The organism is Pseudomonas sp. P1_F1_2 (assembly GCF_056405815.1).
Genome location: NZ_JBFUBK010000087.1, coordinates 13936 through 28406, shown reverse-complemented (window position 1 = coordinate 28406; position 14471 = coordinate 13936). Strand labels below are relative to the sequence as shown.

At 59.7% G+C, this 14471-nt stretch carries 15 protein-coding genes; 10 read left to right on the top strand and 5 right to left on the bottom strand.

The features are described from left to right. Positions 1 to 26: 26 nt before the first annotated feature. The 8 genes from AC1D2P_RS22455 to feaR all read left to right on the top strand — a co-directional run bounded on the left by AC1D2P_RS22455 (position 27) and on the right by feaR (position 6816). Positions 27 to 398 (top strand): hypothetical protein, encoded by a 372-nt coding sequence (locus tag AC1D2P_RS22455; RefSeq protein ID WP_046032705.1) that lies wholly within the window; start codon positions 27 to 29, stop codon positions 396 to 398. A gap of 3 nt (positions 399 to 401) precedes the next feature. Next, positions 402 to 872, top strand: a complete 471-nt coding sequence (locus AC1D2P_RS22450) for a nuclear transport factor 2 family protein (protein WP_046032706.1) — start codon at positions 402 to 404, stop codon at positions 870 to 872. Then, on the top strand, positions 869 to 2017 hold the full coding sequence (locus AC1D2P_RS22445; RefSeq protein WP_223522647.1) for an amidase: 1149 nt from the start codon (positions 869 to 871) through the stop codon (positions 2015 to 2017). The genes AC1D2P_RS22450 and AC1D2P_RS22445 overlap by 4 nt, the downstream gene beginning before the upstream one ends. 20 nt (positions 2018 to 2037) lie before the next feature. Next, complete coding sequence (locus AC1D2P_RS22440) at positions 2038 to 3321, top strand: aromatic ring-hydroxylating oxygenase subunit alpha (RefSeq protein WP_046032708.1); 1284 nt, start codon at positions 2038 to 2040, stop codon at positions 3319 to 3321. Next, the gene (locus AC1D2P_RS22435; protein WP_046032709.1) at positions 3318 to 3818 is read left to right on the top strand and encodes an aromatic-ring-hydroxylating dioxygenase subunit beta; all 501 of its coding nucleotides are present in this window, start codon (positions 3318 to 3320) and stop codon (positions 3816 to 3818) included. Before AC1D2P_RS22440 ends, AC1D2P_RS22435 begins: the two co-directional genes overlap by 4 nt. Positions 3819 to 3829: 11 nt before the next feature. Beyond that, a complete protein-coding gene (locus tag AC1D2P_RS22430) occupies positions 3830 to 4570 on the top strand; it encodes an SDR family NAD(P)-dependent oxidoreductase (protein ID WP_046032710.1) in 741 nt (246 codons plus the stop codon). A 226-nt stretch (positions 4571 to 4796) separates the two neighbouring features. After that, positions 4797 to 5747 (top strand): PDR/VanB family oxidoreductase, encoded by a 951-nt coding sequence (locus AC1D2P_RS22425; protein ID WP_477758520.1) that lies wholly within the window; start codon positions 4797 to 4799, stop codon positions 5745 to 5747. A 151-nt stretch (positions 5748 to 5898) separates the two neighbouring features. Then, positions 5899 to 6816, top strand: a complete 918-nt coding sequence (feaR, locus tag AC1D2P_RS22420) for a transcriptional regulator FeaR (protein ID WP_077431734.1) — start codon at positions 5899 to 5901, stop codon at positions 6814 to 6816. 120 nt (positions 6817 to 6936) lie between these two features. On the opposite strand, the gene AC1D2P_RS22415 is transcribed toward feaR, so the two are convergent. Next, entirely contained in the window at positions 6937 to 7566 is a 630-nt protein-coding gene (locus AC1D2P_RS22415) for a response regulator transcription factor (RefSeq protein WP_109787256.1), read from the bottom strand. Between the two features lie 259 nt (positions 7567 to 7825). On the opposite strand from AC1D2P_RS22415, the gene hpaC reads away from it, so the two are divergent. Next, the gene (hpaC, locus tag AC1D2P_RS22410) at positions 7826 to 8338 is read left to right on the top strand and encodes a 4-hydroxyphenylacetate 3-monooxygenase, reductase component (RefSeq protein WP_077431735.1); all 513 of its coding nucleotides are present in this window, start codon (positions 7826 to 7828) and stop codon (positions 8336 to 8338) included. Positions 8339 to 8451: 113 nt separating this feature from the next. Here the strand turns inward: hpaC and AC1D2P_RS22405 are convergent, their stop codons facing one another. Genes AC1D2P_RS22405 through AC1D2P_RS22395 form a run of 3 tightly spaced genes read right to left on the bottom strand, consistent with a single transcriptional unit; the run spans position 8452 to position 12076 of the window. Next, positions 8452 to 9468, bottom strand: a complete 1017-nt coding sequence (locus AC1D2P_RS22405; RefSeq protein WP_477758519.1) for a phosphotransferase enzyme family protein — start codon at positions 9466 to 9468, stop codon at positions 8452 to 8454. 9 nt (positions 9469 to 9477) lie between these two features. Beyond that, positions 9478 to 10758, bottom strand: a complete 1281-nt coding sequence (locus tag AC1D2P_RS22400) for an aspartate aminotransferase family protein (RefSeq protein WP_223522652.1) — start codon at positions 10756 to 10758, stop codon at positions 9478 to 9480. Beyond that, positions 10751 to 12076, bottom strand: a complete 1326-nt coding sequence (locus AC1D2P_RS22395) for an amino acid permease (RefSeq protein ID WP_223522653.1) — start codon at positions 12074 to 12076, stop codon at positions 10751 to 10753. Before AC1D2P_RS22395 ends, AC1D2P_RS22400 begins: the two co-directional genes overlap by 8 nt. A 620-nt stretch (positions 12077 to 12696) precedes the next feature. Between AC1D2P_RS22395 and AC1D2P_RS22390 the strand changes: the two genes are divergently transcribed. Next, positions 12697 to 13059 (top strand): DUF6124 family protein, encoded by a 363-nt coding sequence (locus AC1D2P_RS22390; protein ID WP_077431739.1) that lies wholly within the window; start codon positions 12697 to 12699, stop codon positions 13057 to 13059. A 215-nt stretch (positions 13060 to 13274) separates the two neighbouring features. Here AC1D2P_RS22390 and AC1D2P_RS22385 read toward each other — a convergent pair whose 3' ends face one another. After that, positions 13275 to 14018: a CgnE/CgnB domain-containing protein gene (locus tag AC1D2P_RS22385; RefSeq protein ID WP_477811599.1), complete on the bottom strand. Its 744-nt coding sequence runs from the start codon at positions 14016 to 14018 to the stop codon at positions 13275 to 13277. Positions 14019 to 14471: the final 453 nt, after the last annotated feature.

Sequence of the window (14471 nt, the reverse complement as noted above, 5' to 3'; positions counted from 1 at the left end):
ACCCTCTATTTCAAGGATCAAGTCCCATGTCCCAGACCACTCAAGAACCGCTGCGCGTCGTCTTTTGCATCGGCATCACCCAGAACTTTTTCGACCTGCCAACCGGCGAAGGCCTGAGCGTGTGGAAAGGCTTCAGCCAGATGATGGGCTCGCTCGGCGCCCTGCCGGGTATCACCGTGCTGGGCGCGATGGACGATGACCGCTTGATGGTCGGCCCGTCCACCACCTCGCCGTGGACCGTCTACATCATGGCCGACGTCGACTGCCATCAAACGGTGATCGACGCCTGCAACCTGTTCCGCACTACGCCGGTGAACGAATACAGCCTGTGGCGCTACGCCAAGGTCGAAGCGCGCATCGGCCGCCCACTGACCATTCCTGATGCAGCCAAGGTTTAAACCATGAACGAGGCCGTGCTGCAGCGTCTTGAAACGCTGGAAGGGGAGAGCCAGGTGCGCCGCTTGATGGCGCGCTACATGGACCTGTGCGATGTGCCGAGGGCACCGACGCAGGTGCGTGAACTGGCTGAATTGTTCAGCGAAGACGCGATCTGGGAAGGCATCGGCAGCCAGACGGTGCAGACCTTTGGCCAGCATCGCGGACGTGACGCCGTGGCTGCGTTTGTCGGCAGCTACTTGCCGCCGTCCGAACACTTTGCGCTGAACCTGCATTACCTCACCAGCGAGTCGATTGTGGTCGACGGCAGCACGGCCCAAGGGCAGTGGATCATGCAGCAGATTTCAACCTATGCCGATGGCCGCAGCGAATTGTTCGGCACGCGCTTGAACATCGATTTCCAGCGCGTCGACGGTGTCTGGCTGATCGCGCATTTCCGCACACAACGTTTGTTCAACACGGTGCTGGGCGCATGAGTACGTTTATCAGCGAATTTCTACTCGGTGGCAGCGGCAAGCGGGTCGCGATCAAGGATTCCATCGACATTGCCGGCCACCCGACCCAATCCGGCAGCCGCGCCTTTGCTCGCGCTTTGCCGGCCCTGAAAAACGCCGAGGTGGTCGATGCGATCCTCGCGGCAGGCTGGCAAATCGTCGGCAAGACCAACATGCACGAGCTGGCGTTTGGCGTCACCGGCATCAACGACTGGACCGGCACTCCGATTAATCCGCAAGCGCCGGACCGCGTGCCCGGTGGTTCTTCCAGCGGTTCGGCGGCAGCCGTCGCGGCCGGGCTGGCAGACATCGCCATCGGCTCCGATACGGGTGGTTCGGTACGTGTACCGGCAGCGTGCTGCGGCATTGCCGGGTTGAAACCGACCTATGGCCGTGTCAGTCGGGTCGGTGCGCATCCGGCTGAATCCAGCCTCGATTGCGTGGGCCCCTTCGCGGCGGACATGGCGGATTTGATCGCTGCGATGCAAGTGATCTGCCCTGGCTTTCAGGCTCAGGGTTTGCCATCGGCCAATGCCTCGGTGGGCTTTCTCGATGTCGCCTGCGATCCGCATTTGCAAGCGTGTCTGGGCGCTGCTGCCGACCGTGCCGGTTGGCGCCGCAGCACCGTGCAACTGAGTGAATTCGAAGCCGCATTTGCCGCCGGCCTGACCGTGATCAATTTTGAAAACTGGGCCGCGTTCGGTCATCTCACCGGTCAAGGCTTGATCGGTGCGGACGTCGAACTGCGTCTGCTGGCCGCCAGCCGCACCAGCGCTGCCGAACTGGCAGAAGCCGAAAAGGTCCGTGAGCGCTTCACCCGGCAGGTGGATGCCGCGCTGGAAAACGTTGAAGTGCTGCTATTGCCGACGATGCCGGGTTTGCCGCCGACACTGGTCGAAGCCCGCAGCGCGAGCAAAGCCGTGGCCGGCATGACGCCGCTGGTACGGCCATTCAACCTCAGCGGCCATCCGGCGCTGACGGTGCCGGTGGAACTGGATTGCGGCGGGCTGAAAGTCGGCCTGCAAATTGTTGGCCGCAAAGGTCAGGACGAAGTGGTCTGCGCCTTTGGTGCGCAGTTGCAACAGAGCATGACCGGTGAACGGTCGATCCCTAACAAGAAGTCATAAAAAGCCATGAGGAGAACCGCATGAGCACTCATGAATACCGGCTGATCGCTACGTCGAAAAGCCCTGACGAACTGGTCGAGCACGACCGCGTCGACGTCTCGCTGTACAACGACCCGGCGCTGTTCGAAGCCGAGCTGGAAAAGATTTTCTACCGCACCTGGGTGTGGGTCGCCCACGAAAGCGAAGTGCGCAACAGCGGCGACTTCAAGACCGCCACCATCGGCCGTCGCCCGGTGATTGTCGTGCGCGACAAGAAGAACAACATCAATGTTCTTGAAAACCGTTGCCGGCACCGTGGCGCCACAGTGTGCGAAAAACACAAAGGCAACGCCACCGGTTTCACCTGCCCGTACCACAGCTGGTCCTATGGCCTGGACGGCAAACTGCGCGCGCTGCCGTACCCGGACGGCTACGAAGGCATTCTGGAAAAGTCCGAACTGCCGCTGACCAGCCTGCGCGTTGAACGCTACGCCGGTATGGTTTTCGCCAGTTACAACGACGAGATCGAACCGCTGGAAGACTTCCTCGGCGGCGCCAAACACTGGATGGACCTGTTCATGAAACAGGGCGCCGGCTACCCGATCAAAACCCAGGGCGAACACAAGTTCAGCTTCAAGGGCAACTGGAAGATCCAGCTGGAAAACACCACTGACGGCTACCACTTCCCGATCGTGCACAAGTCGTTCATGTCGTCGGTGGATGAAGAAACCTCGGAAATGCTCTCGTTCATGACCGACGAACAAGCCGTAACCCATTCGTTGGGCAACGGCCACAGCGTGATGGTGATGGTGCCGGAACACGTCGATCTCGATCACGACGACGGCACCGAACAGCTGCAAGAGCGCTTTGCGCATGTGACTGAAGAACTGTCGAAAACCCTGCCGGCGGATCAAGTGCGCCGCATCGTGCGCTCGCTGCACGGCGCCGGGTTCAACTTGAACCTGTTCCCGAACGTGGCGATGTCGATGTCGTTCTTCCGCGTGCTGCGTCCGGTATCGGTCACCGAAACCGAGATCCGCCACGTCGCCCTCGGCATGGACGGTGGCCCGGAAATCGCCAACCGCGAACGCATGCGTATTCACGAACACTTCCAGGGCCCGTTCGGTTTCGGCAGCCCCGACGATGCCGAGGCCTGGGACCGCGTGCAGCGCGGCTCGTACGCCGGCGTCGATGCGCCAATCCTGGTCAACCGCGGCTTGAACCGCGAAATCATCGCTGAAAACGGCGACAAGGTCAGCCACGCCACCGATGAAGGCGGCATGCGCGGTGCCTACGACATGTGGAAAAGGATGATGAGCCAATGAGCAATCACGACACCCTGAACGGTTTTTCCGGCCCGTTGGCCCAGGCCATCGAATTCATCTGGCGCGAAGCCGAACTGCTCGACCACAAGAACTACGCCGAATGGGCGACCCTGTGGAGCGAAAGCGGCAAGTACATCGTGCCGATCGACCCGGACACCGAAGACTTCGAAGCGACCCTCAACTACGCCTATGACGATGCGCGCATGCGTGACCTGCGCATCGAACGCCTGACTGCGGGCTACTCGCCGTCGGCGGTGGACGCGGCGAAAACCATTCGCTCGGTCTCGCGTTTCCGTCTGGTGGAAGCGGCGGGGGATCTGGTTGAAGTGAATTCGGCGCAGGTGCTGTACGCCTACAAACGCGGCGTGCACACACCGTTCGTGGCCGACCTCAACCACCGGATTCGCTTCACCGACGGTGTGGCGAAACTGGAGCGCAAGGTCGTGCGCCTGATCAACTCCACCGACAGCCTGAGCGCGCTCGGCTTCCTGCTGTGAGGGCCAACACCATGAACCGAGTAGCCCTGGTGACCGGCGCTTCGCGCGGTCTCGGCGAATGCATCGCCCGTCGCTTGCACGCGGCGGGTTATCGCGTGGCCCTGGCCGACGTGCGCCTTGATGGCGTGCAGCGGTTGGCGGCGGAGCTTGATAGCAGCGGCGCGAGTGCCGTCGCCGTCGAACTGGATGTGCGTAACAAGGCCGACTTTGTCCGTGCCCGCGATCTGCTCGCCGAGCGTTGGGGCGGCACTGACATTCTGGTGAACAACGCCGGTCAATCGAAAGTGGCCGCGCTGATGGACATCACGCCCGAAGAGTTCGATGAGTCGATGGCGATCAACCTGCGCGGCACGTTCGTGGCTTGCCAGGTGTTCGGCGCGCACTTTGCCGAGCGCGGCTTTGGTCGCATCGTCAACATCGCCTCGCTGGCCGGGCAGAACGGCGGCACCGCCACCGGCGCGCATTACGCGGCGGCCAAGGGCGGCGTGGCGACCCTGACCAAAGTATTCGCCCGCGAACTGGCGCCACAAGGGGTGACGGTCAACAGCATTTCGCCAGGACCACTGGACTTGCCGATCGTGCACGAAACCGTGGCCCCGGAGCGTCTGGAGCAGATTCTGAAGGTGATCCCGGCCGGCACCCTTGGCGCCCCCGAATACATCGCCGACAGCGTCTTGCTGTTGGTCGCCGACCACGCCGCCTCTGTAACCGGCGCGTGCTGGGACATCAATGGCGGGTTGTTCATGCGCTGAAAAAGCGTTCGACGCAGCTTATGTAGCAGCTGTCGAGCAGCGCGAGGCTGCGTTCGGCTGCAAGGCAGTCGTGAAATCAGGCGATGCGGTGTTTCAGGAAGATCGCGTTTTCAGGATTGACGGCTGCTTCGCCCGAGCGCGGACCGAGCCGAACGCAGCCTCGCGGTGCTCGACAGCTGCTACAGGGCTGCTCATTTAACAAAATCAACCGAATTCAGGTGATGCAATGATGAAAGTGAGGATCGAAAGGATCGTCGACGAAGCGCTGGATATCCGTTCCTTTCGCCTCGTGCGCAGTGATGGTCAGCCGCTCGACGCTTATGAACCGGGGGCGCATGTCGACCTGACCGGGCCGACCGGCGTGACTCGTCAGTATTCGCTGTGCAGTCCGCCGCAGGATCGCCGTGCGTATCTGGTGGCGGTCAAGAAAGAAGCGCAATCGCGCGGTGGTTCCGCGGCCCTGCACGAGCAGGTGGAAGAGGGCATGGAGCTGGAAATGGGTGCCCCGCGCAACCTGTTCCGCCTCGACCCGACCGCCACCGAGCACGTGCTGTTCGCCGCCGGTATCGGCGTCACGCCACTGTTGAGCATGGCCTATCGACTGGCAGAAAGTGGCCAACCGTATCGTTTGCATTACTTCGCCCGCTCGCCGCAGTACGCGGCATTTTCCGAATTGTTGGCCAGCACCTTTGCCGATCACGTTCAGTTCCATTACGGCGTCGAGCCGGGTGACATGGACGCTGCATTGACGCAAAGCCTGAACCAGGCCGGCAGCGATGCCCACGTCTACACGTGCGGCCCGGCGCCGTTCATGAACAAAGTGGTGGAAGTGGCCGCCCGCAGCCGTAGCGAAGACGCGATTCACCTGGAGCATTTCCAGGCCGACCCGGCCGCCAATGCCGGCCCGAGCGGCGGTTTTGAAGTGGAACTGGCCAGCTCCGGCATGGTGCTGCAGATTCCGGCCAATACCAGCCTGGTCGACGTACTCCAGGCCCACGGCTGCGACATCGACACCGAGTGTCGCGAAGGTATCTGCGGCACGTGCATCGTCGAGGTCCTGGACGGGGTTCCGGAACACCGGGATAACTGCTTGTCGAGCAAAGAAAAAGCGGGCAACAAGCAAATTTGTGCCTGCGTTTCACGAGCGTTGTCCGCTCGTCTGGTATTGGACCTGTAAGCGCAAATCCCTGGAAACATTGCGTGGGAGTCGATTAAATCGACGCCCCACGACCGTCTAAGGAGGCGACGGTCACGAAACCGGTATTCATCGAACCGCTCGACGAAGCGGTCGAAAAATAACAATAAAACTGACGTGAGGCCTTGCGGTCATGATTACTTCATCGGCACTGCGCAACGATGCATTTGAAAGTTGGTTAAGTCAGGTCAATCAGGCCTGTGGGCGCTTCGACGCCCGCGCACTGGACACGAATTTCTACGGTGAACTGGCGGAGTTTCGCAGCGGCGCGATCAACCTCAGCGTGGTCGACATGGCCCACGTGCATTTGTATCGCACCAGCAAAGACGTCAGCACCAGCAGCGACGGCCACTACTACGCAGTGTTCCAACTGCGCGGCAGCTCGCAACTCGAACAGGGGGACAACCGCGCCCAATTGGGCTGTGGTGACATTGCCCTGATCGACGCCTGCCAACCCAGTGACATGACCTACAACGAAGACTCCCGGCAGTTGTCATTGATTTTGCCGCGCCAGGTGGTGCAGCGCGGTTCGCACTTCAACGCGCTCAACTGCGCCACGCGCATTGCGGCCACCACGCCACTGGCTGCGCTGGCCAACCGCATGGTCCTGGAAACGCGGCAGCATCAAAGCCTGGACATGCAGGAAAGCGAAGCGGTGCTCGACGCGCTGGTCAGCCTGTTGTTGCCGGGTATCAGCGCTCGCGACGCCAGCGTGGATGCCCACGAGCGGCAATTTCGTAAAACCATCGCTTACATCGACGAGCACATCAGTGCTGAAGAACTGTGCCCGGAGCTGATTGCCCGTGAGGTGGGGATTTCGGTGCGCGGGCTGTACCGGATGTTTTCCAAGCGTGGTCTGGTGGTGGCGCAATACATCAAGCATCGACGCCTGGATTTCTGCGCCGAAAACCTGCGCCGTTCGGATGTCGAGCAGAAGCTGTCGGCGCTGTGCTACGCGTGGGGATTCTCGGATTCGAGCTACTTTTCCTCAGCGTTCAAGTCGCGCTTTGGCGTGTCACCAGGTGAATATCGCAAGCGCTACAGTCACTGACTAATTGTGACGACCTCATCGCGGGCAAGCCCGCTCCCACAGTGATTTTGTGAACGCCAAAATCAACTGTGGGAGCGGGCTTGCCCGCGATGGCGGCCTGAAGACCGCCGAAGATTAAGGTCAGTGCCGGGCAGGTTCATCCACCGGCAAATGCAACACCTCGCGCACCAGCATCGCAATGCTGGTCACGCCCATCTTTTCCTTGATCTTGGTGCGGTGCACATCAACGGTTTTGACGCTGATGTTCAGCTCGCGGGCGATTACCTTGCTGGCCTTGCCATCGATCACCAGCATCAACACTTCCCGTTCCCGGCTGGTCAGCAGCGCCAGTTTGCCTTGCAGGTTCTGACGTTGCTCCTGATCGGCCTGGGCATGCACGGCGGTCTTCAGCGCCGCCTGAATGCGGTCGATCATCTGCTGCGGGTTGTAAGGCTTCTCGACGAAATCCAGCGCGCCGTTCTTCATCGCCGTGACCGACATCGGAATGTCGCCATGGGCCGACACGAAAATCGTCGGCAGGGTGCTGCCACGCTGGTTGAGGATTTCCTGCAACTGAAAGCCGCTGGTTTCCGGCATGCGCACGTCCAGCACCAGACACGCCGGTTGCTTGGGGTCGTACTGGCTCAGGAACTCTTCAGCGCCGGCAAAGCATTGCGCCTGCACACTGACCGACTCCAGCAACCACGCCAATGAGGTGCGCAGGTCTTTGTCGTCATCGACGATATACACAATCGGTTTGCGGGTTTCCATCTGGGACTGCCACGAGAATTTCTAATTATTGTTTTCGCACGCGTGCACGCTGCGGCGGACATCAGCTCATTACGGAGCTTAGTAGCAGAATACCCACTGCCGTGGGCCCTGACGATAAAGAAACCACCTAGTCGACTAGCGGAAAGCCTACCTCGCCATGGGGATCGTCAGAATGGTCGCGCGCCGCGCCGGGCCTTAATCTTGTTCCAACAACAAGGGGCCGCGCAACGACGGTCCTCCTGAAGGAAGGGGCATCGACATGGCCGACCTGAGCCAGCAGCAAATCGACTTTCGCAACGCCATGGCGCAGCTGCCTGCTGCGGTGAACATCATCACCACCAACGGCCCCGGCGGACAATGCGGCATCACCGCCAGCGCCGTGTGCTCGGTCACCGACTCGCCACCGACCGTGCTGGTCTGTGTGAACCGCAACAGCGCCACCCACGATGTGTTCCGCACCAACGGCCACTTGTGCGTCAACGTGCTGTGTGGCGAGCAGGAAGAGCTGGCCCGACACTTCGCCGGCATGACCAAAGTGTCGATGGCCGAACGTTTTGCCTGGGACCTGTGGGACGAAGGCGACACCGGCGTGCCGTTGCTGCGCGATGCGTTGGTACAGTTGGAAGGACGGATCACCGAATGCAAGGAAGTCGGGTCGCATTCGGTGATGTTTGTTGAGCTGTCGAATGTCGGTGTGCGCGGGGAGAGGGACAGCCTGGTGTACTTCAACCGGTTGTTTCATCGGCTTGAGCATGCCGGGGCGCATTGCTGAGACTGGAAGAGAGACCGCGTTATCGTTGATCGCGGGCAAGCCTTGCTCCCACAGGTTCAGCGTAAAACCTGTAGGAGCAAGGCTTGCCCGCGATGGCGGTCTGACAGGCACCGTTACTGTTGCAGATATTCCCGAGCCAACTGACACGCCCGATCAATCAACATCGGTGCCATTTCGATCGCGGTCGGTGTGCCTTTGCGGGTATGAATCCAACCCAGGTACGTCGTGCCGCGCAGCATCAGAAACAGCGCCAGCGTCCCCCGGTCGGCGTCTGTCAACGGTTTGACTGCGTGATACCCCTCCAGCAACGCCGCTTTGATCTGCTCATAACGCGGGTCGTCCAGGCAGAAGTACAGCGCCGTCGCCAACTCAAACATGTGCCAGCCAAAACCCGCATCGTCGAAGTCGATCAGGCGCAAGTTTGCGCCCTCGATCAGCAGGTTCTCTGGCACCAGGTCCGCGTGGATCATGCCGAAGTTGCCCAGCTGTCGACCGTATCGACGCAAGTCGCTGCGCGCACGGCGGCGGGCCTGTTGCAGCAGTTCACGTTGATCGACGCTGAGCTGTTCCAGGTCCCAGAACCGCCCCCAGAACGGATTGGCGCCGATCAAGCCATCCTCATCCCAGGCATGCCGGACAAACTCGTCCGGCTGTTGCCAATCCGCCGCGTGCAAATGAATGCGTGCGGCGAGGGCGCCGGCTTCGGCAAACAGAAAGTCGATTTCGGTGTCCGCCTGCACGCCCGCTTCAGAGGTGCCCGCCGTGGCGCCGGGCAGCCAGGCGAGCATGTCGACGTGGCGCGGTTCGCCGATGTCGGCATGCAGCACTTCGACCAGGTGGCGCTGGTTTTGCGCGCGGATGATCTGCGGCACGGTAATGCCGGCCGTGGCCAGCGCTTCCATCCATTGCAGCTCCGAACGCAGCGCCGCTTCGCAGTGATAGCCGTTGCGGTGGATGCGCAAGGCGACCCGTTGGCCGTCCTCACGGCGCGCCGAGAACACCGCGTTCTCGCGGAATTTCACCAGTTCGATCTCGGCAAAGGCGCCGTCCCACTGTTGCAGGGCGTGCCGGGCCAGATCGTGCAGTTTGGCGACTTGCTGGTCGTGGCTCAGGGTGTGGAAATCAGTCATGGCATGGCCTCAGATAGCGCTCAGGGCGGTGTCCAGCGTGTCGACGAAGAGGTCGGCGTGCTCGCGGTTGAACACCAGCGGCGGCCGTAGTTTGAGAATGTTGTCGCCGGCGCCGATCTTGCTGATCAGCACCCCCAGCTCACGCATGTGGTTGACCACCCGCCGCGCCTCCAGCCCGGCGGGCTCTTTGCTGGCGTGGTCGCGCACCAGTTCCATGGCGAAGAACAACCCTTTGCCGCGCACATCGCCAATGATCGAGTGCTTGCTGGCGAGCACCTGCAAGCGTTGTTGTACATAAGCGCCGACGGTGTGCGCATTGCGCAGCAACTGTTGCTCTTCAATGACATCGAGTACCGCCATGCCAACCGCCGCCGCCACTGGCGAGCCGCCGAAGGTGTTGAAGTACATCGCGTTACGACCGAACGACTCGACCAGCTCCTTGCGGGTAATCAACCCGGCCAGGGGATAACCGTTGCCCATCGGCTTGCCGAGGGTAACGATGTCCGGCACCACGGCGTGGGCCTGATGCCCCCACAAGTGTTCGCCGGTACGCGCAAACCCGGATTGCACCTCGTCGGCAATGAACAAGCCGCCCGCCGCACGGATCAGCTCAGCGGCTTTTTTGACGAAACCGGCCGGCACCCGTGGCAAGCCTTCGTTGGCAAACAAGGTGTCGATCAGCAACGCGGCAGGGCGAATGCCTTGGGCTTGCATCGAGGCGATGGCGGCTTTGATGTTGGCGGCATATTGCTCCGCCAATTGCGCTTCAGTGGTGCCAGCGGGCGCGTGATAAAGACACGGGATCGGCACGGCGCGGGCATGCGCGCCGAACGGTTCCGGTGACGGTAACGCGGTGGTGACTTCGGCCAGCGACGCCGAGTTACCGTGGTAGTTGTAATCGCTGACGATAATGCCGGTGCCGCCGCTGGCGAAGCGTGCCAGGCGCAACGCCAGCTCATTGGCTTCGCTGCCGGTGCAGGTGAACATCGCGGTGTCCAGCGGGTCGCTGAAGGTTGCGGTCAGGCGCTCGGCGTAGCGCACGATTTGCTCATCCAGATAACGCGTGTGGATGTTCAGCGTTTCGGCCTGGCGGTGCATGGCCGCCACCACGTGCGGGTTGCAATGGCCGACGCAGGGCACGTTGTTGTAGACGTCGAGGTAGCGCTGGCCATCGACGTCATACAGCCAGACGCCTTCGCCGCGCACCAGGTGCAAGGGCTTGTCGTAGAACAAAGGGGAAGCGCTGCCGAGTACGCGATGGCGGCGCTGCAAGAGCGTGTCTTCAGGCATGGTCTGGGGTCTCGATCAGTGGCGCGTTGCCTTGCAGACGGGCACGCAGCAGGAAGTTGAAAATGCTCAGCACGAAGGTCACCGCGAGGGCGATCAGCATCAGCATGTCGAGCTGGAAGCAGGCAGCGATCACCAGCAGCGTCAGGGCCAGGCCCAGCCAGGCGATCACTTTGCCGCCGGCCAGGCAAAACGGCCGTGGCAGGTCCGGTTGACTGCTTTTGATGCGCAGGTAGGCGCCGAAAATGAACAGGTAGCAAACGTTGAGCAGCAGCACGACCGCGAGCATCACTGTGGCCGGGTCGACGGCGGACAACGGCAGGCCGATGGCGCCGATCAACAGCAGTGCCGGGAACGGCGTGCCGCGCTTGCCGGTTTTGCCCAACCACTGCGGGAACAAGCCGTCGCGGGCCATGGCAAACAGTTGTCGCGAGGCGGCGTAGATCAGCGAGAAGAAGGTCGCGATCAAACCGAACACCGCGCCGCAGCCAATCACCTTGGCCAGCCACGAAGCGTCGCCGTAGACATTGGTGCTGGTCATCGCGGCGTACAGCGGGTCGCCTGCCGAACCGACCAACTCAACGCCACCGGCGCCCGGTGCGCACACCAGCACCACCAATGCGGTCACCAGCAACGTGGCGATGGCGGCAAGAATTCCGCGTGGCATGCTGCGCCCGGGGTTTTGCGCTTCTTCGGCGGCCGAGCCGGTTTGCTCGACGGTGATGAACAACCAGATCGCGAACGGCACACAGGCGAAAATACCGCCCAGGCTGATCGACGGCCCAGCGATTGCCGCCGGCATTGTCAGCAGGTTGGTCAATTCGACATGCGGTGCCATGGCCACGCCAAAGGTCAGCAGGGCGACGACCGCGATCACGCCGGCAATCATGGTCAGGCCCATGGCCTCACCGACGCCGCGCATGTGGATGCCGATGATGATCGCGAACAGGGCGATTTTGACCGGCCAGCCACCGAGGCCGAACATCGACTCGGTGTAGGCGCAAATAAACGTCGCCGCCGCGCCGGTGCCGATGGTCAGTGCCAGCGCGCAAGCGACGCCGACCAGGTAACCCACGAACGGTCCGAAAGCGTTTTGCGCATAGACGAATACACCGCCGGCACTTGGCAACGCGGTGGACAGCTCCGCCACACACAACGCCAGACCGCCGCACAGCAAGGCCATCAACAAGGTGGCGATCAGCATGTTCAGCCAACCGCCGGCCATCAACCCGAAGTTCCAGCCGGAAAACTGCCCGGCCACCACCAACGCAATTCCGAGGCCGGCAATCTTTGGCCAGCCCAACGCACTTTTCTTAAGCACAAGCGTCTCCCGCGACCCTGGGGTCGATTTATTGTTTTTGGGGGTTAGAAAAGGGATCGGTTTTGATACTACGCGGGGGTGGTGGTGGGGCTTGTTTGCGTGGATGCCATCCGGTTGTTTGTGGATGCCAGATTTGGTTGGGTGGAGGGCAGGGGGATCGCGTTATCGTTCATCGCGGGCAAGCCCGCTCCCACAGGATTTGAGGTGATCACAAAATGAGTGAGCACCACGCACACTGTGGGAGCGGGCTTGCCCGCGATGGCGCCCTCAAATCGAAGCACATGTTTAACGGCGTTTAAGGTTACTTCCTGAAAGCCACAGCACCTTGCGCCATTACCTACGACTACGCCAGAATCCGCCGGCTTGTGCGCTTCGGACGCCCTCGGTAACTTGATTCCCGTCACTGATTCCCAGTGATCGGGTTTAGTAGCCCGAGGTTCGAGTAGTGCGTCAGGCGTCTGTCAGACAGGTATTTCATTGCCTGCATTTGATGGTGGCTGTTCGCAGGGCGCCCTCGGGCGCGCCGGTCTTCTATTCGTTCCCCGGTCTACTAACCTGCGTACAGCCGCCACCCCTCGTATTAGTAGCGAGGCGTGGCTGCCCAATCAGGAACGCATAATATGTTCAAGGTAACGCCAAATCCGCCAGACACAGATCCGGCATCCCCCTACGAATCAGTCGATTCAAAAAAACTCCACGAAGCCGCCGAGCGCGCGCTGAATCACTACCTCAACCCCGCGGCCCTCAAATCACCCGCTACCCGCAAACCCAGCACGATGTTCATGCTCGCACCGAATATCAGAGACGAAGACCTGCTCGCCCATACCTGTGAGTCATTGGCCCAGGCCAGTGTCATGGCCAGCGATTTCGCGGGGTACCTGGAAGGACCGCATCGGCACACGGCGATGGCGATTCAGCAGATCATCATGCTGGCGGAATTGGCGGCGAACCGGATGATGGATAACGTTGAGGTGCCGAAGTAATACTCTGAGACCGCGTTATCGTTCATCGCGGGCAAGCCACGCTCCCACAGGTTTTGTAGTGTTCAAACGTTTTGTGATCACCTCAAAACCTGTGGGAGCGAGCTTGCTCGCGATGGCGATATACGAGGTGACGTGCAAGGAGGCCGCATGCGAAGCCAATGTTGCGACAGGAGAGTTGATCTGGTGTTTTCAAATTGCGCGAATTGCTAAAGCCACTAGTGTTTGGGATTTACGCTTACAGCGGGACTAAGAAAATCTATGTGATAGCCGGAGGACCCATCACCAATAGCTAAATGAACCCCGGCGATGCCTTCATTCATTTGGGAGTTTATTTTGTAATCGATGCTTGACGCGATAGCGTCATTTACGCCGATCGCGAACTCAGTCAGTTTTAATCCGCGAGAGCCCGCCGCAAGATCCAGAAGCTTTATGTGTTCCTCATTGTTAACTTTTAGTGAGGTGATATTGTTGTTTTTGACGGACAAAAATGCTCCTTCTTCCGATATTTTATCGCTTAGCCATTTAAGTGAGATTTTTACGCCGTCTGGCAGTGTCGGGTTCGGCTTTCTAAGAACAGTTAGTATTCCGGCGATTTTCAATGTGCCGCTAAACGAAAATGGGTAAGGCTCTTGCGGGTTCATGTGCGCATAATGAACTTCAAAAAATTCTGCAACGGACTGAACAAAGTCTTGAGACACGTCCTCGTAAAGTAAAGCGTAAGGCTGTGCATGCGGAAAAATTGAGACTTGCGCATCGGCATCGTTTCCAGATAAGAAAAATGAGTCGCTTGAATTGAGCATATGTAACACGGACCGCTGTGTGCATAGAGCCTGTTCAAAATTGCTGTTCAGTAAAAGTTTCAGGCTATAAAGGGCACTGGATACGGTAGGCTCGAACACTTGAGTTGCACAGAAAATACTTTTTTTGCGTTCCGTATTTTTTGCTAACTCAAACGTCATTTTTGCAGCGTCATTGGCCGAAGAGTGTCGAAATCATATTAGGTGCTGACATAAAACCCTCCTTGTTTTTACAATGCGCGGCAAGCTTGCTTGCCGCGCATTGGTTTTACTTAGTCTTCAGTGTGGGCCCAAGCCAGCGGTGCCCAACCGAAATTATCCGGGCCAGAAGTGATCCGGTTAAGCTTTTCTGCGACGACTTTTTTATTTGATCTTCCTTTTTCAATTTTGAGTTTTGCTCCCAGCACCGCTCGGGAGTGGAATAATTAATACATGATTTTTTAAGTGTTAAATGGATTGTTGGATGGTTTTTAGAATTAATTTGACTGTTGTGGCTATGGCTGAGTTTGATTCAGTTATTTGTGTGGGGTCTGTCTGTAGTCTCGTTCTGAAAGTTGGTTTTTTTATTTTTTTTGGTTGCGGTGGATGAATATGTGTCGTTAGTAATTAGGTTTG